General features: G+C 49.5%; 18 protein-coding genes. 8 read left to right on the forward strand and 10 right to left on the reverse strand.

What is annotated here, in order from left to right; genetic code table 11:
- Positions 1 to 208 precede the first annotated feature (208 nt).
- The gene (locus AB1757_07965; protein MEW6126959.1) at positions 209 to 616 is read left to right on the forward strand and encodes a DUF1573 domain-containing protein; all 408 of its coding nucleotides are present in this window, start codon (positions 209 to 211) and stop codon (positions 614 to 616) included.
- A 70-nt stretch (positions 617 to 686) separates the two neighbouring features.
- Here AB1757_07965 and AB1757_07970 read toward each other — a convergent pair whose 3' ends face one another.
- Together AB1757_07970 and AB1757_07975 are read right to left on the reverse strand one after the other, a co-directional pair.
- A complete protein-coding gene (locus AB1757_07970; protein MEW6126960.1) occupies positions 687 to 2,249 on the reverse strand; it encodes a hypothetical protein in 1,563 nt (520 codons plus the stop codon).
- Between the two features lie 279 nt (positions 2,250 to 2,528).
- On the reverse strand, positions 2,529 to 6,104 hold the full coding sequence (locus AB1757_07975; protein MEW6126961.1) for a hypothetical protein: 3,576 nt from the start codon (positions 6,102 to 6,104) through the stop codon (positions 2,529 to 2,531).
- A 385-nt stretch (positions 6,105 to 6,489) separates the two neighbouring features.
- Between AB1757_07975 and ppdK the strand changes: the two genes are divergently transcribed.
- From ppdK to AB1757_08010, 7 genes are all read left to right on the forward strand, one after another.
- Entirely contained in the window at positions 6,490 to 9,264 is a 2,775-nt protein-coding gene (gene ppdK, locus AB1757_07980; GenBank protein MEW6126962.1) for a pyruvate, phosphate dikinase, read from the forward strand.
- A 166-nt stretch (positions 9,265 to 9,430) separates the two neighbouring features.
- Positions 9,431 to 9,682: a hypothetical protein gene (locus tag AB1757_07985; protein ID MEW6126963.1), complete on the forward strand. Its 252-nt coding sequence runs from the start codon at positions 9,431 to 9,433 to the stop codon at positions 9,680 to 9,682.
- 136 nt (positions 9,683 to 9,818) lie between these two features.
- Positions 9,819 to 10,973, forward strand: coding sequence for a hypothetical protein (locus tag AB1757_07990; protein ID MEW6126964.1), 1,155 nt, complete (start codon positions 9,819 to 9,821; stop codon positions 10,971 to 10,973).
- Between the two features lie 224 nt (positions 10,974 to 11,197).
- Positions 11,198 to 11,806 (forward strand): hypothetical protein, encoded by a 609-nt coding sequence (locus AB1757_07995; GenBank protein ID MEW6126965.1) that lies wholly within the window; start codon positions 11,198 to 11,200, stop codon positions 11,804 to 11,806.
- A 37-nt stretch (positions 11,807 to 11,843) separates the two neighbouring features.
- Positions 11,844 to 13,439, forward strand: a complete 1,596-nt coding sequence (locus AB1757_08000) for an SPFH domain-containing protein (protein MEW6126966.1) — start codon at positions 11,844 to 11,846, stop codon at positions 13,437 to 13,439.
- Positions 13,440 to 13,540: 101 nt separating this feature from the next.
- Complete coding sequence (locus AB1757_08005) at positions 13,541 to 13,945, forward strand: YkgJ family cysteine cluster protein (protein ID MEW6126967.1); 405 nt, start codon at positions 13,541 to 13,543, stop codon at positions 13,943 to 13,945.
- Between the two features lie 110 nt (positions 13,946 to 14,055).
- Positions 14,056 to 14,811 carry a hypothetical protein gene (locus AB1757_08010; GenBank protein MEW6126968.1) on the forward strand — a complete coding sequence of 252 codons (756 nt, stop codon included), beginning with the start codon at positions 14,056 to 14,058 and terminating at the stop codon, positions 14,809 to 14,811.
- A gap of 182 nt (positions 14,812 to 14,993) precedes the next feature.
- Here AB1757_08010 and AB1757_08015 read toward each other — a convergent pair whose 3' ends face one another.
- From AB1757_08015 to AB1757_08050, 8 genes are all read right to left on the reverse strand, one after another.
- Entirely contained in the window at positions 14,994 to 16,337 is a 1,344-nt protein-coding gene (locus AB1757_08015) for a hypothetical protein (GenBank protein ID MEW6126969.1), read from the reverse strand.
- A gap of 14 nt (positions 16,338 to 16,351) precedes the next feature.
- Complete coding sequence (locus AB1757_08020; GenBank protein MEW6126970.1) at positions 16,352 to 16,627, reverse strand: hypothetical protein; 276 nt, start codon at positions 16,625 to 16,627, stop codon at positions 16,352 to 16,354.
- A 3-nt stretch (positions 16,628 to 16,630) separates the two neighbouring features.
- Positions 16,631 to 16,822 carry a hypothetical protein gene (locus AB1757_08025; protein ID MEW6126971.1) on the reverse strand — a complete coding sequence of 64 codons (192 nt, stop codon included), beginning with the start codon at positions 16,820 to 16,822 and terminating at the stop codon, positions 16,631 to 16,633.
- A gap of 123 nt (positions 16,823 to 16,945) precedes the next feature.
- Complete coding sequence (locus AB1757_08030) at positions 16,946 to 18,175, reverse strand: cytochrome c (GenBank protein ID MEW6126972.1); 1,230 nt, start codon at positions 18,173 to 18,175, stop codon at positions 16,946 to 16,948.
- A gap of 13 nt (positions 18,176 to 18,188) precedes the next feature.
- Positions 18,189 to 19,724: a DUF3471 domain-containing protein gene (locus AB1757_08035; protein MEW6126973.1), complete on the reverse strand. Its 1,536-nt coding sequence runs from the start codon at positions 19,722 to 19,724 to the stop codon at positions 18,189 to 18,191.
- Between the two features lie 212 nt (positions 19,725 to 19,936).
- A complete protein-coding gene (locus tag AB1757_08040; protein ID MEW6126974.1) occupies positions 19,937 to 21,406 on the reverse strand; it encodes a cytochrome c in 1,470 nt (489 codons plus the stop codon).
- A 390-nt stretch (positions 21,407 to 21,796) separates the two neighbouring features.
- On the reverse strand, positions 21,797 to 23,215 hold the full coding sequence (locus AB1757_08045; GenBank protein MEW6126975.1) for a cytochrome c: 1,419 nt from the start codon (positions 23,213 to 23,215) through the stop codon (positions 21,797 to 21,799).
- Between the two features lie 155 nt (positions 23,216 to 23,370).
- A complete protein-coding gene (locus AB1757_08050; protein MEW6126976.1) occupies positions 23,371 to 23,592 on the reverse strand; it encodes a hypothetical protein in 222 nt (73 codons plus the stop codon).
- Positions 23,593 to 23,601: the final 9 nt, after the last annotated feature.

Here is a 23,601-nt window from a genome sequence, read left to right on the forward strand (position 1 = left end):
AACCCAATTGAAGAGTTTAGTTTAATTATCCTTGCCAAATTTGAAAAATGTTTTTGCCGGACAATTCATTCAGCTTTGCCGCTGAAATCGGCGCAACCTCATTCGGGGTATAAAAAAATAATTTTCAAAAATATTTATCCTCAATGTAACCACGTCAATAATGGGAGCGTTTTTGGGGGTTGTAAAATCAAATTATGGAGAGTCAAAAATGAAATCAAAAACCCCGCTCATGTTAATTGCGCTTTGTTTGATTACGGTGTTTTCCGTAGTCGCTAAAGAAAATCCCGCAACATCAGGCAAAGCGCCGAAAGCCAGCATCACTTCACTTGAACACAACTTTGGCACGGTTAAAACCGGTACACCGCTTAGCTTCACCTTCAAAGTGAAAAACACCGGCGACGCCGATTTGGAAATCAAGAATGTCGCGCCGTCCTGCGGTTGCACCTCAAGCCAGTTCGACAAACTGATTCAAACGGGCAAAGAAGGCGGCATCACTTTGGAAGTCAAAAACACCGAAGGCTACAAAGGTGAAGTGGTTAAAAACGCCACCGTCACCACCAACGACCCCAACCAACCCACCTTCACTCTGGTGTTGCGCGCAACCTTCACAGAATAAATTCCTGTGCACTTTCAGATTGCTTGAGCGTCGGCACCAGACCGACACTCAAGCAGATTGAACCCGTTACTCAATTCGATGCTGGCATTTTGGCTTTTTCAACAGCATCGGTGATTTTTTTCCAATCCATCAGCGTCAGGTGCATGGCGAAAACTTTGTCAACCGTTAAGTGTTCGCGGTTCACTGCGTCCATGACTTCCGCAAGATACTGAGGCATAAAAAAGTTGCCGCCGCCGAATTGAATCAAATCGCTGGCGTAAAGCATTCGGTGTTCGGGAAAGTAAGCCATCATCATGCGTTCGCCCGCTTCCGTGCGAATCGGATAAAGCTCGATTCTATTTTTGCCTTCCCCGATAACGGTTTTCTTTGAAACCATAGCAAACCTGGGCTTTTTAGGCGCACGCGTCAAAGCATCCGGTATTAAACGATGCGACGAAGCAATCAATCTTTCAAGTATCGGTTGATTGAGGTCAAGCGCATAAACCGGAATGCCGCGAGCGACATATTCGCGCAAGCCGCCGAAATGCGGCCAGGCGTCCGACGTGGTGATGACGGCTTTGATTGGCGCGTTCGGAAACCGTTTCGCGGTTTCTTCGATAACCTTCGCGCTGTATTCGGAAGAGATGGGCGATTCCAGAATAACAATGCCATCGCTTTGACGAATCAACACGACATTCCACGCGCCGGGTATTTGAATCAAGTCGGGGGTTATTTCTTGCACAGGTCTTCCCATTTGCCCCAAAGCGATGGTGTGAAGCGTAATCGCTTTGCTGGCGTTTGCTTCAAAGGCTTTGCGAACCTCATCAGGAATAGCGAACGAATCCGGCGCAATCGCTGCATTGAATTCCAATTTGGTAAGGGTCAGCGATTTGTTCGGTATGCCGTTGCCATAGATGTCCCACTGTTTCGGATAGCGTATGCCTCCGGCTTCAAGCGTCCAGTATGAAAAGAGGGTTCGCATCTTCACATCGCCCCAGATGCCCCAAAAGAAATCCGGGTAGGCGCGAACCGTTTCCACGCCTGTTGGCAACGCCGTGTTGGCGTTTAGAAATAATCGCGTCAGATTGCCATTCAAAGTAAAAACGACGACGTGATGTGGAACGCCTTGCAGCAAGGTGTCGCTTTCGGCGCGCAGGTCTGTGGCGGCAAGGGCATTGAGCAAAACTTTTTCGGGACTAGTGGCGAGGTCTTCTTTCGCTTGCTCCACCTCTGCGACCTGTCCCGGAATTTTTCTGGTTCCCACAGTGCGCATCGCTACGCCGTCGGCAATGATGAGCGAAGTGCCGTTCCAATTAGGCAATTGCTCCATTTTGCTTTGAGTGGCGCGGAGAATTTTATTATTGGTCAAATCGCGCGATTCGGTAATCTGGTCGTAACTGACAATCCAGGGACCTTCGGGTCTTTCGGATTGTTCCACCCAGAATCGGTGACCGATGGCTTCAAATTTCAAGCTTCGCAAATTTTTCAATTGCGTTTCGCCGCCCATCGCTTCGATGGCAGCGCGCACCCAGGCTTTCGGGTCTTTTGGGGTTACGGCAAAAACCGACATTGCCAGATTCAATGTAATGATGCAGGCAAAGATGATTGAGCGAGCAGAGTTTTTTTCAATCTTTCCTCTGGTTTGATTGAGCATTCTTTTCCTTCCAACTTTGTGATGAGTTAAATGTCTGTGCGGGTCGGCTGAGAGTCCCTTTGCAGATTTACAAGACGCTTAACGATGTTGCGCGACGACAAGTTCTCTCAGGGTTTACTGATTGGCTAAAGCGCGCTGATTACTTTATAAAAAAAATCTTCAAAATAAGCCAACCCGCTACAGACATTTCATCATCGTGTCAGTGCCGCTGCTATGAGCAAACAGCGCAATAGAATCTATACCTGTGTGCCTACATTGAATTCGTCAAACTCACACGACTCAATTTCTGACCAGCGTTATCATTCGTCGGTGTCTTGCGAAATCAAAAAGCGACGGTTTTTGAAAACCCGCTTTTTTATTCGCGCCACTGTCGATGCGCGGCGCTCTTTCCAGGCGCTGCGCACCTGACGGTTGACCGGCGTTCGGTTTACACAAAGGAATTAACGGTTGCGCCGGTAATTTCTGCACACTCCCTTTTTTCACTCCCTCATAAAGATTCGGCACCCGCTTCAATCCAAATTGCAACCACTCGTCAACCATGATGCGCCGGTCGGCATTCACATCGGCAGCATTTGCCGCGACACCTTCTTGAACCAGCGCATAGGTGAGCAACCCCTGCCGCAAGAGATTACTTTCAAGCGCCACATCATCGGCTTGCGTGGCAGTAAGAATTTTCATGCCTTTGTCATAAGCCAACTGTCCGAGTCCGCGACTGCCCATCGGTCCGGGTTTGAAACCTTGCCCTTCGATTGCCCCCGCCGAATAGCAGGCATCAACGACGAAGACCAGTTCGCCCGCATCCACATCGCGCAGCCATCGCGACAATTCTTCGCTTGAGATACAACGCCGCTTGATTTCTCCGGTCATCTTCTTGCCGCCGGTTGCGCCGATGTCATAAACGAAGAAATAGAAATTGCCGAGCGCGTCCGCATAGCCGTGACTGGAATACGAGATAATCAACAAATCTTCGGGGCGCGCTTCGCGGAGTTTATCGCCACCAGGAATTTGTTTTATCAATTCGGGAGCCACTTTTCTGCCTGCAAGCAAATCCATCACCGCCTTGAAATTGGCTCTGGTAGCCGTTTTCTCAGTAACTACAGGTTTACCATCGCGAATTTCATAATCGGAGATGAGCGGCACGGCAATCACTTCCGCGTAATCGCCGGTTCGCGCCAGGCGTTCAGCAAGCGCCGAATACATGAGGCAAGCGTCATTGGCGGCAAAGGTTAAATTCCATTGGCTGCTCTCATAAGCATTGACGCCGACAGTAATCAAATAAGCTCGCCCTTTTACGGCTGGCAAATTCGCTGGCATCACGAATAGCTTTTTTGCCGTCTGACTTTTTACACGGTCTTCGTTAAAAGCATAGGCGGAAAATTCCAGTTGATTGACATCGGCGCGACGCGGCAATTTGATATTTGAAAATTTGAGAAGTTGTTTGCCGCGCGCATCCATTTGAATTTGCGTTTCGCGTCGCCACACAAGCAAATTATCGGAAGGCTCATCATTTTTTGTGGGCACTTTTCCAGGCGCATTCACACCGGGAAGTTCGCCGACGATTTGCCCGTTGCGAAACAGCCGCACATCATAGACTCCGGTTGTGCGCGTTGGTTTACGACTGTTCTGCCCAAAGGTTTGCGACACTTTCGCCACTTCAACGGTGATGGTCGCCAAACTCGGATCATTTTTTTGTTGTTCGATAGCCACGATTTTAACCGCCGGTTGAACGCGATTGAGTTGTCCGAGTCCCCGCACCGGTTTCAAAATTTCACCAGCCAGAATACGCGCCAGCAGTCGCGGTTCGTAATAATCGCGCATAAAAATTTCCAGCGGCAGTAGTCTCAACGGGTCATCTGCCATACGCCAGTGCAATCCGCGAATCGTTTCAAGATTGTTGGTGTCAAAGCGTCCCTCTCGGTCAACGCTAACCCAGGTGCCATCGCGAAACGAAATCAACCGGCAGAGTTCGTTTGCGCTTACGGCGTCCCACACGCGCGTCGTTGAATCCAGCCCGCCGCTTACGATGCGTCGCCCGTCAGGTGAAAAATTAACGGACATCACCTGTCCTCTATGTCCTTCAAGTTGCAGCAGGGCTTTTCCGGTTGCGGTTTCCCAACTGCGCACGATGCCGTCGTTGCAACCCGCGACCAGTTGCAGTCCGTCGGGCGAAAAATTGATTTCGTTGGCAATCATGCCGGCGTTTTTAAATTGCAAAATCTCTTTGCCGTTGGCGGCGTCCCATAACCTTAATGTCCGGTCGCGACTAGCTGTGGCAAGGCGTCGTCCGTCCGGCGAAAAAGCAATCGAGATGATGTCGCCTTTATGCCCGGTAAAGGTGCGAATTTTTTGCAAGCTTCTGGTCATCAAGGTTGCCGTGTTTTTTATGCCTTTGACTACGTATTTACCATCCGCTGAAAAGCTGGTCGCGCTGATAATATTTTCCGAATAGTTGATGGGCGTTTGTGTGCCGGGCCAGTTGCCGATGAACTCTTTTTGTGAACGGCGCATTTCCTGTCCGCTTTCGGCATTCCAGATAATCGCCGTTCCCCTGTCGTCAATGGTTGCGAGATAGACGCCATCGGGCGACAGCGTCGCTGAAATTATCCAGCTTTGATGCCCTGTAAAACGTTGCGCTTCTTTGCCGCTTTCCAAATCCCAGAGCCGCGCTGAATAATCGCTCACCTGACTATCGCGGGACGCCAAACGTCCGCCGCCGGTTATGATATATCGCCCGTCAGATGAAAACCGCGCTGCGTAAACGAAACTTGAATAGCCTTCGAGCCGACTGACCGCTCTTCCGGTTGCAGTCTCAAAAACCCGCGCCGCGCCTGACCCCGCGCCGACAATCACAAAACGTCCATCGCTTGATAGCGCCGAAACATTGAGCGAAGCCGCAAACGATTGCCACACGGTGCTGTTGCGTTCCTGAAAACTGCGCGCCAGTTTTCCGCTTTGCGCGTCCCACAATTCGACTGCGCCATCGCCGCCAACTAAAACCTGTTTTGCGTCCGGTGTGAAAGCGACGGTCACTTTACTGGTGTAGCCGCTAAATTGTCTCAACTCTTTTGCGGTTGCGGCGTCCCACAAGCGCACAATGCCGTCAACGCCGGTCAAGACGAACCGACCGTCGGCTGAATAGGCAACCGATGTGTGATAGGCGCGCGGCGCAACAAAGCGTCTGATTTCTTTAGCAGTTGCCACATCCCACAACCAGCCTGTGCCGCTGCCGCCGCTCAGTAAATAATGACCATCGGGCGAAAACGCGACTGAGAGAAAAGGTTGGGCGATTGCCCAGGGTTCAGGGTTTTTCGGTTGCGGAGGGGCAACAAACGCGCGCAACAGTTTGCCGCTTGCCACATTAAATAATCGCGCGCTGCTTTGTTCGGCGATGACGAAGGTTTGTCCATCGGGGGAAAACGCCAGGGCGCTTACGGATTCAGCCGCATCAGCAATGCGATAGCGTTCTTTGCCGGTTGCGAGGTCCCAGAGTCTCGCGGTTTTATCGGCGCTTCCGGTGAGCACATAACCCATGTCGGATGACACGGCTACGGCAAGCACGGCGTCGGTGTGCCCGACAAAGCGCGACACTTCGTTGCCGGTTTCCGCTTCCCATAAAATCGCTACATTGTCACGTCCTCCGGTGATGATGTATCGCCCATCACTTGATGAAGAAATCGCCAGAAATTCATCTGAATGTCCCAATTGCAAAACCAATTCCGGCTGTCCCGAATTTGCAGATGTTTGCGGTTTGCCGGTGTAGGGTTGTCCGGCAAAGGCTGGGCAAATCACCCACAAGATGATAGCGAGTGCCGCGAGGCAAAAAATTGAACTGAGGATAAATCGCAGGGGTTGCATGCTCACCTCCGAATTTTCTCGTGTTCGATTAAATTAATCGGTTCGCAGTTTTTTGTGAATTGCATCGGATGCGACCAGATAAATATCATAAAACCTCGAAGGGCACGAAGCCCTTGTGTAAGCCTTCGCAACATTTTAATTTTTCACCTGCGACCTTGATTATTGCCATCAACTTGACCTCACCTGTAGCAATCATCTGCACAACCGAACGGCGTGAAAGCGTCTGTGATATTACAATCGGCTTAAAAAATTTTAAACTGGTGATAAACGCAGGCGTTGCCAATCGCGCTCAGCTTGAAATCACTTGTCTATACAGGCTATCTTTCCAGTTTGGTTTTCACGGTAATTTCCGACAGGTATTACTAATTTCACTTGGAGAAAATAAATGGCAACAAAGTATGTGTATGTTTTTGCTAATGGAAAAGCTGATGGAGAGGGCAGCATGAAAGATTTGCTCGGCGGCAAAGGCGCGGGTCTTGCTGAAATGACCAACGCAGGGCTTCCTGTCCCCCCCGGCTTCACCATTACCACTGAAGCCTGCAATGCTTATTATGAAGCAGGCGCAAAGTTCCCCGATGGCATGTGGGAACAGGCGCTCAAGGCTTTGAAAGAGGTTGAAAAAACGACAGGCAAAAAATTCGGCGATGCCGCGAATCCTTTGCTGGTCTCCGTTCGTTCGGGCGCGAAATTTTCCATGCCCGGAATGATGGACACCGTGTTGAATCTCGGTTTGAACGAAGACACGTTAAAGGGACTCGCTAAACTTACCGGCAACGAACGATTCGCCTATGACGCCTATCGCCGCTTCATTCAAATGTTCGGCAAAATCGTTTTGGGAATTGATGGCGAACTGTTCGACCACGCTTTCGATGCGGCAAAGAAGAAAGCCAAAGCCAAACTCGACACCGACCTCAATGCCGACCATCTAAAAGACGTTTGCAAAGAATTCAAGAAAATCGTCAAAGCCGAAACCGGCAAAGAGTTCCCGACCAATCCTTACCTGCAACTCGAAGAATCGGTCAAAGCGGTATTCCGTTCATGGAATGGCGACCGCGCCATCGCTTATCGTAAATATGAAAAAATCCCGGATAATCTCGGCACCGCCGTCAATATCGTGACGATGGTGTTTGGCAATATGGGTGAAGATTCGGGCACCGGCGTCGCTTTCACGCGCAATCCGGCAACCGGCGAAAAAGTTTTATTCGGCGATTATCTCACCAATGCGCAGGGCGAAGATGTGGTCGCGGGCATTCGCACGCCCAAACACATTGATGAATTGCAAAAAGATATGCCGGTGATTTACGACGAATTCGTCGCGGTGGCGAATAAATTAGAAACGCATTACAAAGACATGCAAGACCTCGAATTCACTATCGAACGCGGCAAACTGTGGATGCTGCAAACCCGCAATGGCAAACGCACGGGGACTGCCGCCGTTAAGGTTGCAGTGGATATGGTCAAAGAAGGTTTGATTGATGAAAAGACCGCATTGCAACGCATTCCCGCAGGCGACCTCGATCAACTGCTGCACAAGATGATTGACCCGAAAGCCAGCATCGAAATTTTGACCAAAGGCATCAACGCAAGCCCTGGCGCAGCCATAGGTAAAGTCGTTTTCACGCCGCAGGAAGCCGAAGCGTGGGCGGTCAAAGGCGAAGCGGTAATTCTGGTGCGCCGCGAAACTTCTCCGGAAGATGTAAGCGGAATGAAAAGTTCACAAGCTATCCTCACTTCAACCGGGGGCCCGAGTTCTCACGCGGCAGTCGTAGCGCGCGGTTGGGGCAAACCCTGCATCGTCGGCGCGGGCGAAGTCAATATCAACTATGGCAAGAACGAATTTTCAGTAAACGGCACGCGCATCAAACGCGGCGACTGGATTACCATTGATGGCACCACCGGTCGCGTCATCAAAGGGCAAGCGCCGCTCATTGACCCGGAACTTGGCGAAGATTTCAACACCCTGATGAGTTGGGCAGACAAATATCGCAAACTCAAAGTCCGCACCAACGCAGACACCCCGGGCGATTCCAAGGTTGCGCGCGCCTTCGGCGCAGAAGGCATAGGGCTTTGCCGCACTGAGCATATGTTTTTTGAAGGCGATAGAATTGATTATGTTCGTCAGATGATTTTGGGGTCGCTCGATTACAAACGTCTGGAAAAAGAACTGGCAACGATTGACAGCGAACTCGAAAAAGCCACCTCGCCGAAAAAGAAACAGGAGTTGAACGCTCACAAAAAACATTTGAAGAAAGCCATCGAAGAGCCGAAGAAATTGTACAAAGGCGGACTCGCGCAACTCTTGAAATTGCAACGCGGCGATTTTGAAGGCATCTTCAAAGCGATGAACGGGCTGCCCGTAACCATCCGCACTCTTGACCCGCCGCTTCATGAATTCCTGCCGCACGATGAAGAAGGCACCAAGAAACTGGCGAAAAAATTGAAGGTCAAAGCCGCGCACCTGTGGGCGAATGTGCAGACTTTGCACGAAGCCAATCCCATGCTCGGTCATCGCGGTTGTCGTCTGGGGGTGGTCTTTCCTGAAATCACCGAGATGCAGGCGCGGGCGATTTTTGAAGCCGCTGCGCGTCAGCAAAAACGCGGCGTGAAGGTCTTGCCGGAAATCATGATTCCGCTCGTCGGTCACGTCAACGAATTGAAGTTGCAATCCGACGTGGTGCGTCGCGTCGCTGATGAAGTGCAAAAAGCCACGGGGCAAACGATTGAATATTTAGTCGGCACCATGATTGAACTGCCGCGCGCCGCGCTCACTGCCGATAAGATTGCCGAAGTCGCGGAGTTCTTCTCATTCGGAACCAACGATTTGACGCAGACGACATTTGGTATTTCGCGCGATGATTCGGGCAAATTCCTGCCGTTCTATGTTGAAAACAAAATTCTCAAAGACGACCCGTTCCAGGTCTTGGATCAAGACGGCGTCGGTCAACTCGTGAAGATGGGCACTGACAAAGGTCGTTCGGCGCGCAAGGATTTGAAGGTCGGCATTTGCGGCGAACACGGCGGCGACCCAACTTCTGTTGGCTTCTGTCACCGCGTCGGATTGAACTACGTTTCGTGTTCACCCTATCGCGTGCCGATTGCTCGTCTTGCCGCCGCGCAAGCCGCACTCGGAAGCGAGCAATCCATCTCGCACACCGCGTAAGTTTTCGAGTTGAGCAAGCGGTCTTTGACCGCGATAGGTTGAGCGTTGAGCAAGCGGTCTTTGACCGCGATGATAAAGGCAAAAGGCAGCGAATAAAGTTTTCGCTTGACCTTTTGCCTTTAATTTTTTTTACTTCTTTTCGGGAATTTTGAAGGAAAGAAAAATTATGGATGTAACGATTTCAATCCCGACCGAATTGGAAGTTGTGCTGAAGGAACGCGCCGCGCAATTCGGGAAAGACGCTGACGATTACCTCAGCCAACTGGTAACAAAACATCTTGAGCGACCTGCGCTTGATGAAATACTCGCGCCAGTGCGCAAAGATTTTGCGAAAAGCGGAATGACTGAAGAGGAATTGAATCAATTGATTGAAGAAGAACGCCAGGCTTTGTGGGATGAAAAATCATTGCACATTTGAAAGAGAACGAAACAAATCTTAACCGGCAAATTCTCCATCCTCCATCTGGCAAATATCATCAATCCTCATTTAGAATGAGCCTGATTTCACAAAGTAAAACAGAAAATTCAAAACCTTCTGCTTAAATGGTGTGGATATGCCCCAAACCGACGAACAAAAAATTGTCGTTCCTGATGTTGATTGGCAAGAAGATGCACCTGTGCAGGAACCGATCAATGAAGAACACAGGGAGCCGAATCTTATCTGTGAATGGGATGACGGGTTTCCCTCCCCTTGCGAAGGCTGGCCGTTTTATAAAGCGCATGAAGGCAAGCGATATTGTGTACTCCATTATCCAAGCACAGAAAAGGATAGAGATTTTCAGATCGCATTTGAGCAAAAAAGAGAGGATAACGATTCTTACGTGAGCGGAACATGGCGTGGAGTGTGGTTCCCCGAAGACATAGAATTTAGCTATATGGAATTTGAAACGGGAGCGGACTTCAGGTATGCAAAATTTAGCGGAGAGGCAAAATTTGACCATACAATATTCAAAGACTATATAAAATTTGCAGGCAGCCAGGAGATTCAGCCTTTCACAAAAACATCACTGTTAGATTTACAAACCTCTTTTATAGAAAAACCTGAGCGCGTATCTTTTCATTCTGTTACGTTGCGACCGCATTGGTTTATTAACACCGATACGAGAAAGTTTGAATTTACCAATGTCAAATGGACTTCAAACTTTGATAAGAAGCTCCCAGATGTAAATTCAGAACTTGAAGCCCTCGCACAACGAAGCGTCCAATCGCCGCATCGTTTGCTAACAATTGCCTGTCGTCGGCTTGCAGTTAATGCTGAAGAAAATAATCGTTACGAAGAGGCATCATATTTTCGCTTTCTGGCGATGCAGGCGCAGAGGCTTGAGAAGGGGCGAGGTTGGGCGATCTGGACATTGCGTTGGTGGTATTGGCTTGCAAGTGGATATGGCGAGCGAATTGTTAGGGCATCTGTTGTTTTATTTTGCGTTTGGTTTATCTTTACTCTTCTCTACACACAAGTCGGTTTCACACGGTGGGAAGCGAAAATAACCAATGAAAATGAGGTTGAAGCGATGCAACGCGACACTATCGGTCATCCGTTACCCTTCACTCGTGCGCTCACCTACAGCTTTGAAACCATCGCATTGCAAAAGCCCGAACCACGTCCGGCAACGAACACAGCACGCGCACTCGTCACATTTGAAACCATTCTTGGTCCGTTGCAAGCGGCGTTACTCGCGTTGGCGATTCGCCGCAAATTCATGCGCTGAGGCTTTTGTCGCAAGTAATTCCCATTGATAAATTTTATGCTTAGTCCCGTTTTGTGACCTCGGCAAAAGGAGTTTGGTCTCCTGACTATTTTTCATCTGTAATCGCACTCACTTTACTATATCTTCCTTCACCTCCTTTGTTACGAGTGATAGAATTGCGCCACTTTCGGGGTCAGTTTTACTCGCAACCCGCGTCTAAGCCGACTATTCAGGAGACCACAGAAATGTTTGAAACGCTTTCACACATCAGCGCGCTTTCGGTTTTCCTGGCATTAGGAGCCATTGGTTTCTTATTTCTGCTTGCCTCGTTTCTGCTAGGCGAAGTATTCGGGCATTTCGACATTGATCAGGACATTGATGTAGAACACGATTTCTCTCACGACCTGGCGCACGATGGACCCGGCATTTTTAATGCTCGCATCATCAGTATGTTTATCACTGCGTTTGGCGGTTGTGGAGCCATCAGTGTTTACCTGGGTCTGAGTGTTCTTGTCAGTTCATTAATCGGACTCGCGGGCGGATTTTTATTTGGCTGGCTGGTTTACCTGTTTGCGCGATTTCTCTATTCGCAACAAGCGTCGAGCATACACCAGGCTACGGATTTAATCGGTTTGACGGCGCAAGTCATCGTCGCGATTCCGACAAACGGGTTGGGGCAGGTACGTTGCATCGTCGGGGAAAGCGCCATCGAAAAAATCGCCCGCTCAACCGACGGCAATGCCATTGCCGAAAATACCACAGTCTTTGTCGAAGCCATCTCAGGAGAAACTGCGGTTGTCAGCCCACAACCTGAACCAGGCGCGGGATGGTTTCTCACAGACCGATCAGCGTAATTCATTTAGGCTGACGAAACCCAACGGAGACAAACGAATGAATATTGAAAACTTTATCGTACCCATCGTCATCGCCGGAGCCATTGTGTTTGCTCTATTAATCGTGATGTGGCTCTTCAGCTCGAACTACATCAAAGTGCCTCCGAATCAAGCGGCAGTATTTTCGGGACGCAAACGCAAACTGCCTGACGGACGCATCGTCGGTTATCGGTTAGTCAAAGGTGGCGCATCGTTGAAAATCCCTCTGCTGGAAACCGTACATTATCTATCGCTCAATCTGATTACCATACCGCTTGAAACCCGGCGGGCTTATACGCTCAAAGGCGTTCCGGTTTCGGTTAAAGCGGTCGCCAACGTCAAAATCAAAGGCGACGACATTTCGCTGCAAGCCGCTTCGGAACGTTTTTTAGGCATGACGCCGCCCGAAGTGCAGAAAATTATTTTCCAGACCCTTGAAGGACATTTGCGCGCCATACTCGGCACGCTCACGGTTGAAGAAATAAATAACGACCGCCAAAGTTTCGCGCAGAAGCTAACCAGCGAAGCGGCAACCGACCTTGAACGCATGGGCATCGGCGTCGATGTGTTAATCATTCAGGAAATCAGTGATGATGAAGGTTATCTTGATGCGCTCGGCAAACGCCGCACTGCCGAAGTGAAACGCGACGCGCAAATTGGCGAAGCTGAAGCGACGCGCGATTCCAAGATCAAATCCTCACAGGCGATGCAGGAAGGCGAAAAGGTCAAGCTCGATTCGGAAGCCAACATCGCCCAGGCGCATCGTGATATGGAGGTCAAAAAAGCGCAATATCAATCCGAGGTTGAAAAAGAACGCGCCACCGCAGAACAGTCGGGCCCGCTCTCATCGGCGAAAGCGCGGCAATCGGTGGTTGCCGAAGAAGTCCGCATTGAACGGGTGCGCACCCAGGAACAGATTGCTGTGCAGGAGCAGGAAATTTTGCGGCGCGAAAAAGAGCTTGAAGCGACGGTCGTCAAACCTGCTGATGCGCAACGGGTGGCTGCGGTGTTAAAGAGCGAAGCCGCCAAACAATCGGCAATCCTTGAAGCCGAAGGTAAAAAAGCCGCTTTGATTGCGATTGCCGAAGCCGAAAAAGAACGTTTGCGACAGGAAGGCTTGGGTCGCGCGGCGGCGATTGAAGCCGAAGGTAAAGCGGAAGCCGCAAAGATCGAAGCGCTCGGACTTGCGCAAGCCAAAGCCATCGAAGCGCAGGGTGTCGCCGAAGCCGCTGCCATTCAGAAGAAAGCCGAAGCCTGGAAAGAATTCGATGAAGCGGCAAGAATGCAAACCATACTCGAAAAATTGCCGTCAATTTTGCAAGCTACCGCGCCGGTATTTGGCGCAGTCGCCGCGCCGCTTGGCAACATTGATAAAGTGGTGGTTATTGAACAAGGAGGCAACGGAAATCACGCGCCAAGCGGCATGACGCGATTCGCTTCAACCGCGCCTTCGGTTATTTTCAATCTTCTGCAACAACTTGAAGCGTTGGGGTTGGATATATCGGGATTGCTGGCTCATGCCGGCATTCACACAAATGGTGAGCCGACAGCCAAAGCAAAAGCGGATGACCCGAACAACGTTCTTGAGATTGATGCCGTAACCAAAGAGTCTTAATTAACAGGGTTGAAAATATTCAGTTCCATTGAACTGTGATGGACAGGATAGCGCGGATAAACTTATGCTCTATCCTATCCATCTTATTTTTTGAGGCGAAAGTGAAAAAGAAAAAACTGTCAGCGGCAAGAAAATCCGAGTTGTGTTTGGAATGCGGCAAATGTTGTATGGCGATGACCTTTTATGGCGGCGAAGTTGACGACGAAGTGCGCGATGAAATTTACTGGATGGAATTGCACGGCTTCAAAATTGACTACGCCAAAAAACGCGGCGAACTGGTCTATTACTTCACCATTGCGCAACGCTGCAACGCCTTGCAGGAAATCCCGACGCCCGAAGGCAAAACCCATTATGTCTGTGGCGTCTATGACACCCGCCCGCAGATGTGCCGCGATTATGACGGCACCATGAAAGGACCATTAGGTGTCAAAGATTGTTTATGGCGCGATGAGAGGCGACCGACCAAAAAGCTTGTGCAAATCGGCAAAGCGGCAAAATCAATTTGAAAGTAAAAGAGAACAAAGTCTGCCTCAGTAGCGTTAATCAAGCTATCCTGATGACACATATCTCAGCCAACCTGCTTTGCAGAAATATTAAACAACCCTGGAGTAATCAAATGAGGCATTCTCTTTATCCAGTAAAAATTTTTCATTCGCTTTGCCGCACGCCGTTAAAAGTTTTTTCGGTCTTCGTCTTTTTCCTGATGCTGTCAATCGCAGGCTCTTCGATGGCGCAGAATCCGCCGAAACCTGCTGTGGATTTGCAACCCCTGAAAGCCAATTATCAAGTCAAAATCGAAACGGGCGGGCAGACCTTTCCATTATCGGTTACAGCGGAAATCAAAGAAGAAAATGGCGCGTGGGTGGCAACTGAAATTGCCAGGACGCCACAAGGTGAAGTAAGCGACCGCGCCATCCTTGAAAAAGGCACATTGATTTTAACCAAACGCACGGTCAAACAAGGGCCGGTTGAAATCAATGTCGCATTCAAAGATAAAAAAGCCACCGGCTCCATGACGATGAATGGACAGACACGCGCGATTGATGCAGAAACCCTGGGCGCAATGTTTGCCGATGGCGCGGGAACTTATTTTGTCGTCGCCGCGTTGCCGCTTGCCGAAGGTTACACGACATCGTTTTACAATTTCGATCTGAGTTCATCGAAAACATCTTTGAAGCAATTGAAGGTCGTTGGCGCGGAAAAAGTAACCGTGCCCGCAGGGATTTTTGATGCATTCAAAGTCGAGATTACCACTGCCGGAAGTGAGAGCGGAAAAACTACCGTGTGGATTGCCAAAGATACCCGCAAACAGGTGAAAACCGTTGCTCAGTCATCGCAGGGCGCAACCATTACCTCAGAATTGCAGCCATAAATTTGTTGGTTGAAATATTTTTTGCGGGCTTTGCAAAACCTTTGCGAACTTGGCGAGAATCACAAAACCTTTCACACAAAGTCGCAAAGGGAAACGCAAAGCCCGCAAAGTCTTTAAAGTGTAGAAAGCTGAATCGAGTCATTGACAATCGAACGCTCAGAGAACCTGATCGCCTATTCACCTCACTCATTCGCGTTGCGATTGCTTGCAACCGAAAGCACACATAGCGGTTCACCTGATATTTCCGACCAGCGCAAAGTTTTCGGCGGGTCGTTGGGATTTGCCGGATTGTTTTCGGAATTATCGAAATAAGCGGTCACTTCGATGCGCGTCCCCTTGGGGAAAAGCAGCGGCTCTTTGAAATAATAGGTCTGCTGCCAGTCGTATTTGTGCCCGCGCGACCAGATTAAAATTTGCTCGGTGCCATCGGGGCGAAACGCTGATGCTTGAAAAGAAATCATGAACGGATTATCGAATGGGCGAAGCGCAAGGGCTTCGACAGCTTCTTCCAGAGCCAGAGAAATTTTCACTTGATGCGCCTCGGCATTTGCGGGAATCAAAGCATCGGCATTGGTGATGGCAATATCGCGGAGTTGTTTTCGCGGCGGGGTCTTCGCGAAATACATTCCCACCTGACTTTTATCTTTGGCATCTTCGCCGTTACCGCGATAGCGAATCTTCAAAATCAGTTTCGCATTCGCAGGAATGAGCCGCGCCATATCCTCAGGCAAAGCGATGATTTTCTGACCGGGCATCCAGGTGGCAAGCGCCGGTCTAGCGTCACGAGTCCGATGTCCGGCGTCCGAATCAGGTGATGAGCGATGAGCGATGAGCGATGAGTTTTGATTACTTCGCTTGCCGCTTCCCGACTCCTGACTCCTGACTCCTGACTCCTGACTTCCTTCCAGATAGATGGCTGCCGATAACACCACTGCGCCATTGTCGGGGCGCAAATCGATGGCGCGAACCCAGCGGTCGGTTTTCAAATTGGTTGGCAAAATAAACGTTTGGACGATGTCAGCGTCCGAAGCAATTTTTTGTTCTTTGGAAAGTTTTAAAATCAAATCGGGTTTGCCGAGTTGCCAGTTATCACTATAGACATCGCGTTTGGGATAATCTTTGTCATCGCCTTTCGGCGCGCCGCCTTCGACCCAGTTAATGATCAAATCCATCTCGCGTTGCGTTAAGTTCGGCGCGTTGCGAAATTCGCCGAAGCCTTTAACCGCGTGCCACACCGGCATGCGCTTTTCGAGCATCTCTTCTTTGATGGCTTTTGCCCACGGGCGCGCTTCTTCGTAAGTTGCCAGCGACATCGGCGCAATGCCGTTCGGGCGGTGACAACTGAGACAACTGCGTTCAAAGATGCGAATCACTTCTTTATTGAATCGCACTTTGGTGGTGATGGGTTCGTGCGCGGTAACGTTTAAGGCAAAAGGCAAAAGGCAAAAAGCAAAAGATAAAAGAATGAGTCGAGGATTTAAGGTTGATTGAAACGTTAATGAAACCAGGTATTTTGCGATTCGCATATTTTTTGCCTTCTTTACTTTCGGTTTTTACTTTCAGGTTTTCGAGTCGGTTTCGCTACCGGCAAACGCTTTTCAAATTTCAACATTTCATTTTCCAACCGTAGCGCCAGTTTCTCCCGCTCATGCTTTTCGTTCTCGCGGATCAGCCGAATTTCGTAGGCAAGGTGTTTGACTACATCCGTCAGTTCATCCAATTTCTGACTTAATCTTTTGATGTCTTCTTTGTTTTGCTGCGTATCTTTGCTTAACTGGAATACCTGGGTGAGCAATTCATAAAGCTTTTTCCACATCTTTCACGCCACCTTCAATTCACGTTTTAACTCATCCAGTTTCATTTGCGTAGAAGCGTGTAAACGGTCAATTTCCACTTGATCTTTCGCCATTTGATTTCGCGCTCTTTTGATTTCCGCCAACACCTCATCAAGTAAGGCTTCAAACTTTTTTGCTTCAGTCAGGGTAATTTCCAATGGCATATTTTTACTCATTTTATTGACCTCTGTAGTAGCAGTTTATCACACAGGCAATTTGTCATGAAGCAACAAAGCTTAGGCGCATCTTCAAAAAGCTGTGCCTAAGCTTTGTTGTTGATCGGTGTTTGAATTGTGTATTTATTTATTCTGACTTACAGCATCAGTTGCAGGTTTCATCTCGTTTTTATCGAGCGTGTAACTCATCCAACCGATCATCATCTCTTCCCAGGTTTGATCGCCCCAGCGAACTTCTTTGGTCGCATCGGGATTGAATTTATTTCCGGTTGAGTTGTCGAAATGTGCCAGACAATCAACGCGCGTACCTTTTGGCGCGCGCAACGGTTCTTTCAGGATGTAATAGGTCTGCCAACCGAAATCATATTTCGGAACCGAAAGAATGATTTCCGATTTGCCGTCAGGATAGGTGACTTTATAAAGGAAATCTTTGCCGCGCAGATGCATATGCGGCATCAAGGAAAGAATCTGCCCGTCATCTCTAAAGGTAAAACTCGATTCAACTTTATAATTGGCATCGCCCGGCGGAATCACAAAACGCCCATTCATAATCGGCATGGTTTGCACTTCGTTGCGGGGTTTTTCTTTGGCAAAAATCAAACCGACATAGGATTGGTCTTCGACCGCCGTGCCATTCGGCGTGTAGTGCAATTGGAATCTTAAGGTCGCGCCGGCGGGAATCTTTTTCGCAAGCCCCGGCGACATCTGCACAGGCTGTTCGCCCGGTGCCCAACCGACAAGCAGTTTCTGCTGACCTTTATCAATCACAAAAACGATGATGTGATGCACAACGGCGCGTTTGTCGGCGCGGATTTCAGCCCCGGACACCCATTTATCTTCGGTGAAATTGGTCGGCACATCAACATACTGGTACTTGACCACGCCTTCTGCGGGAACCTTGTAAACTTGCGGAAGTTTGAAAACCACATCGGGTTTGCCGATGTTCCAGCCATTTTCAAATTTCGGGACGGGCGGCAAATCTTTGGGGTTGCCTTCAAGTGCGCCACCATCAACCCAGGCAGTAATCGTGTCGATTTCTTTTTGACTGAGCCTGCGGTCATTGGCAAACGCGCCGTGATTGGGGTCGGCGTGCCAGGGCGGCATGGTGCGCAGGGCGACTTTTTCTTTAATCGAACGCGCCCACGGACGGGCTTCTTTGTAAGTCGTCAAGGCGAACGGCGCAATCTCGCCAGCGCGATGACATTCAACACACGCCTTATTGAAAATCGGCGCGACATCTTTTGCAAAGGTCACTTTTGATTTCTTCGCATCGCTTGCCTGAGTGGTCGGCAATACCAATAAGGCGATGCTCGCCACGCAAGCAACCGCAAGGGTCATCAAGGTCTTTTTCATGGATTCGTTGCTCCTATTTGTTCACCCGCTTGGCGCGGATACTTCGTCCACTGATTTCAAAGAGTAGTTCGCCAATTTCGCCTTTGTCATTTTTAATGAAAGTCGCCTGGGCGTCAACAACGGTGAAATAAAATTTGTTTTCCGACTCCGGGTAAGCTTCGATTTTCGGTTGTTTGGGGGCGATAAAAAAGAGTTTGTCGCCGTCTCTTTCAACTTTGAAACTCACACCCAACGCCACCGTATATTCGCCAACATAGGCATCATAAATTTTCGGGTCAACCTTGATGGCATGGCGATTGGGTATCTTCGGCACAAAATCGAAATAACCAATCATCATTTCGTCATAGGTCGGGTCGCCAAAGCGCACAAACCTGGTCGGGTCGGGATTGTATTTATTGCGCTCGGAATTATCGAAATGCGCCGTGACCATCATCCGCGCGCCTTTGGGCACGACAACCGGTTTCGCGAAGCGATACATGGTCTGCCAGTTGAAATCGTAACGCGGCACACTCAGCAAAGTCTCGCGTCTGCCATCCGGGTAAATCAATTCGTATTTGAAATCTTTGCCGCGAACGTGCATATGCGGAAGCAGTGTATGAAGTTCGGCATCGCGACTGAAGGTATAACAGGCGGTCACTTCGTGGCTCGCTACGCCGGGGGGAATCTTGAAGTAAGTATTCATTACGCCCCACGACATCATGGATTTTTGCGGCGGCGTTTTGGCAAATCGTAATCCGACACTGGTGCGGTCGCGTTCAACCTTGCCGGTGGTTTTTGAGTAATGCATCTGCAAAACGATTTTTGAACCGGCGGGAATCGCTTTGGCTATGCCTTCGGGAAACACATCGGGGTCTTTGCCGGGCGTAAAAAAGCCTAACGGGAAACCTTGTTCAAGGCTGCTGCCGCGCGCCACGCCGCCATTTGGCGCTTGACAACCATTGTCATAAACCGGCGCATCTTGCCGCAAGCGAATTAACGTGCCGTCCAGATAGTAAAGCGATTTCGCTATCGCTTCGGGCTTGCGCATCTGCTTGACCATCTCAGCTACTTCGGGCGATTGAATAAAGGCGATGACATGATGCACAACCCGGTTATTGCCCGGATGAATTTCTACAGCTTGAATCCATTTGTCTTCGGTGAAGTTGGTGGGCACGGTGATGTCGATGTATTCATCCGAACCTTTGGCATCCAGAACAACCTCTTCGGGCATGGCGAGGATGGCATCGGGGTTGCCGATTTTCCACTCATTGGAAAATTTCGGTAATAGAGGCAGGTCTTTCGGGTTGCCTTCTTTCGCGCCGCCATCAACCCAGGCGGCAATCGTATGGGTTTCTTGCTCGGTTAGACTTTTATCATTTTCAAATTTGCCGAAATGCGGGTCTGCGCCCCAGGGCGGCATTTGTCCGGCTAAGACTTTTTCTTTAATCGAACGCGCCCAGGGACGAACTTCTTTAAAGGAGAGAACCGAAAACGGAGCCATCGCATTCGGGCGATGACATTCGGCGCATTTGGCAAAAAAAATCGGCGCGACATCTTTTGAGAATGTCACGCCGGAATTAGCATTAACCTTTATTCCATTTGCACCTGTCGGTACAGTGAAACAAAGAGCTAAAAGAAAACAGAAGGAGAAACACACAACGAACGCTTTGCTCATGAAACCACACCTTCCGCCTAAAGGCAATATGCCGAGTGAAATTTTTTTGAAAAAATTTCAACTCGGCAATTTGTGACCTGAATCGGCTCGCCTGTTCCTCTACGGAACTATTGTTGACCGCCTGCCGGTTTGGTGCCGGCAGCATCTTTTTTCGGCTTCAAGGGATTGTCAACAATGATGTCGAACCAACCAATCATCATTTCATCGTAGGTCGGGTCGCCCCAACGCACATCCTTTTTCGGGTCAGGATTATATTTGTTCTTGGTTGAATTATCGAAATGTGCAGTGACGATGACCTTGGTTCCCTTCGGCAAGGTCACAGGGTTTTTCAGATAATACATGGTCTGCCAGTTGAAGTTGAATTGGGGAACGTTGAGCAAGGTTTCCTGACGACCATCCGGGTAAACAACATCGTAACGCATATCTTTGCCACGCATATGCATGTGCGGCATATAGGTCACAAGTTGCATATTAGCGGGAACGGTCATACAGGCTTTGACTTCATGGTTATCGGCACCGGCAGGAATTTTGAATGTCGCATTGACCACGCCTGCGGTAATCATCATTTTATCCGGCGGTTCTTTGGCGAATTTCAAGCCGATTTTGGTGCGGTCTTTTTCGGCTTTATTCAATCCGCCGCTGAATGCCGAATAGTGCATCTGGAACATGATGTAGGAACCGGCGGGAACCCGTTTTGCCATACCGACAGGCCAAACATCAGGCTGCTTGCCTGGCGCATATCCGGCAAGCAGTGCGCCTTCCTGCGCTTCGGGATTTGCAGCCGCCCCGGCTCCGCGCCGTGCGCTTCCGCCACCCGGGCCGCCTGCCGTAGGCTGTGCCGCACAGGTATCATCATTGACCGGCGCGTCCATCTTGACGCGCCGCAGCGTGCCATCCCAATACATCATGCCGCCGCCCTCTTGCGAAGAAGTCCGGGTTCCTTCTTTTTCAGCTTTCATTCGCGCTTCAGCAATTTTTGGCGATTGCAGGAAAGCGATAACGTGATGCACCACTTTGCGGTTGCCAGGAAGAATTTCCGCAGACTGAATCCATTTGTCTTCGGCAAAGTTCGTCGGCACCCAGAAATTGATGTAGTTGTCGGGGGCGTTGGGTTCGACTGTCCACTCTTGCGGCAATTCAAAAACCACATCGGGTTTTCCGGTTGACCATCCGCCTTTTGCGGCTTCAGGCACCGGCGGCAAATCTTTGGGATTGCCTTCCTTGGCACCCTGGTCAACCCACGCCACCACGGTCTCGATGTCGGCTTGGCTCAGGCGGCAATCGTTGGCGAATTCCCCATACTGCGGGTCGGGACTCCACGGCGGCATCTCGCGACTCAGGACTTTCTCTTTTATCGATTTCGCCCACGGTCGCGATTCCTTGTAGCTCATCAACGACATCGGCGCAATGTCGTTCGCTCGGTGACACTCCGCACAATTCTTATAAAATATCGGCGCGATATCTTTTGTGTAGGTTACTGGTTTCTTGGCTTTGGTGTTTGCACTGATGTGAGCGCTGCCAATGGCTACTGCAATGGCGGCAACAAACAGCGCAAGGACGAGTCGCTTCGGGGTCATGAATGTTCTCTCCTTACAAGTTTAATAGTCAATTATTGCCAGACACGATAATAAAAGAGCCTTCCTATAATATTTCCGGTTATTTTGAGTGTCAAGAATATATTGAAACTTTTTCAACTTTTCCGCACAGAACTTGAATCACATTTTAATTACGCCGGTTAAACCTGAAGCGTTACAAAAGCTTTGCCTTGATTTGTTGAAAAGGCTTTAAGTCTTCAAGCCTCCATACGCAAAATGATTTTGCCGAGGTTCATAAAAAAAACGCAAAATAAAAACGGCGGCTGAACAATCAACCACCGTTTCAAAATTTTTAAGTCTCAGGAGCAGGTCGGAAAATCGCGGTCATAGCCCGCTTTCTCAACTGCAAATTGTTTTGCAATCCGCTTTAAATTATTTGCCCGCGCTTTTGGCAATATCGGGCTTCACGTTGTTATTGACGAGATAGTCCATCCAGCCAATCATCATTTCATCATAAGTCGGATCGCCCCAACGAATGTCTTGTTTGGCATTCGGATTATATTTATTCTTCTCCGAATTATCGAAATGCGCCGTGATAACCATGCGCGAACCTTTGGGAATCCATAGCGGCTTCTTGAGTTCATACATGGTCTGCCAGTTGAAATTAAACTTAGGCACCCAGAGCAAGGTTTCACGTTTGCCATCCGGGTATACAACCTCATATTTCATATCTTTGCCGCGCAAATGCATATGCGGCATGTAGGAGATAATTTGCACATCCTGTTTGAAGACTTTGCAGGAGGTCACCTGATGATTGGCTGCGCCAGATGGAATCTTAAATAAAAAGTTGCTGATGCCTTCGGTTTTAATCTCTTTTTTGGGCGGCTCTTTGCTGAATTTCAATCCGACGCTGGTGCGGTCTTTTTCAGGTTGTTCAAATGCGCCTTTGAAACTGGAATAGTGCAATTGAAAGACCACTACTGCGCCCGCCGGGATTCGTTTTGCCGTATCGGGCTGCCAGACATCTATACCGCGACCCGGCGCATATCCGGCTAAAAAGGTTCCCCGTCCGCCTTCGGCGCTGCTGCCTTCGTCATCATTATCAACCGCCAAACCTTTCGGCGCGTTGCAGCCATCATCAACCACCGGCGCTTCCGTCTTCACACGCGACAACGTGCCATCGCGGTAAAAAATTTCGGCGCGTTTATCACTGAGCCGCGCTCTTTGCCCTCCTGACTTTGCCAGTGTCTCAGGTGAAATAACAAACGCAATGACGTGATGCACAACCTTCTTGTTGCCGGGATGGATTTCGGCAGCCTGCACCCATTTGTCTTCTTTCAAATTGGTCGGCACATTGAAATATAAAATTTGATCGGAGGTTTTGGGATTGACGATTTGCTCTTGCGGCATCGAAACAATCATATCGGGTTTGCCAATTCGCCAACCACCATCAGCAAATGCCGGAGCCGGCGGCAAATCTTTGGGATTGCCTTCCTTGGCACCCTGGTCAACCCACGCCACCACGGTCTCGATGTCGGCTTGGCTCAGGCGGCAATCGTTGGCGAATTCCCCATACTGCGGGTCGGGACTCCACGGCGGCATCTCGCGACTCAGGACTTTCTCTTTTATCGATTTCGCCCACGGTCGCGATTCCTTGTAGCTCATCAACGACATCGGCGCAATGTCGTTCGCTCGGTGACACTCCGCACAATTCTTATAAAATATCGGCGCGATATCTTTTGTGTAGGTTACCGGTCTTTTCGTTTTTGAATTGGCGCTGATGTCAAACGTGACGGACGCGATGGCAGCGGCAAACACCAACAGCACGAGTGCAAATCTCTTAGGGGTCATTTCACTCTCCTTTACAAATTTGATAATGCCTGTAGAAATGCGCCTTAAAATAAAATCAAAAATGATTAGGGAATCGATGAATTCCAAGAGAGCTTAAAAATTTTCACCACCGAACAAGCCAAGAATACTCCAACCCATTGATAAAAATCCAATCCTCAATTCGCAACCAATCGCGCAACCAGGCTATCCAACACCGCTTCGGCGCGCGCTTCGATTTCCGCTTTAGTCTGGTCTTGAATCGGATGCGCTACATAAATGGCATCGAAATCGCTGCGCCCGAGAGCGGCGGCTTGCGCTCTTGCGGCAAACATAAACTCGGTTGTGGCGACCGGCACCGCCGGGATGCCCAGATTTTCAAGTTTCGTGGTATCGTGCAAACTGCACGT

It is taken from the genome of Acidobacteriota bacterium (assembly GCA_040754075.1).
In the GTDB taxonomy this organism is placed as follows: Bacteria; Acidobacteriota; Blastocatellia; order UBA7656; family UBA7656; genus JBFMDH01.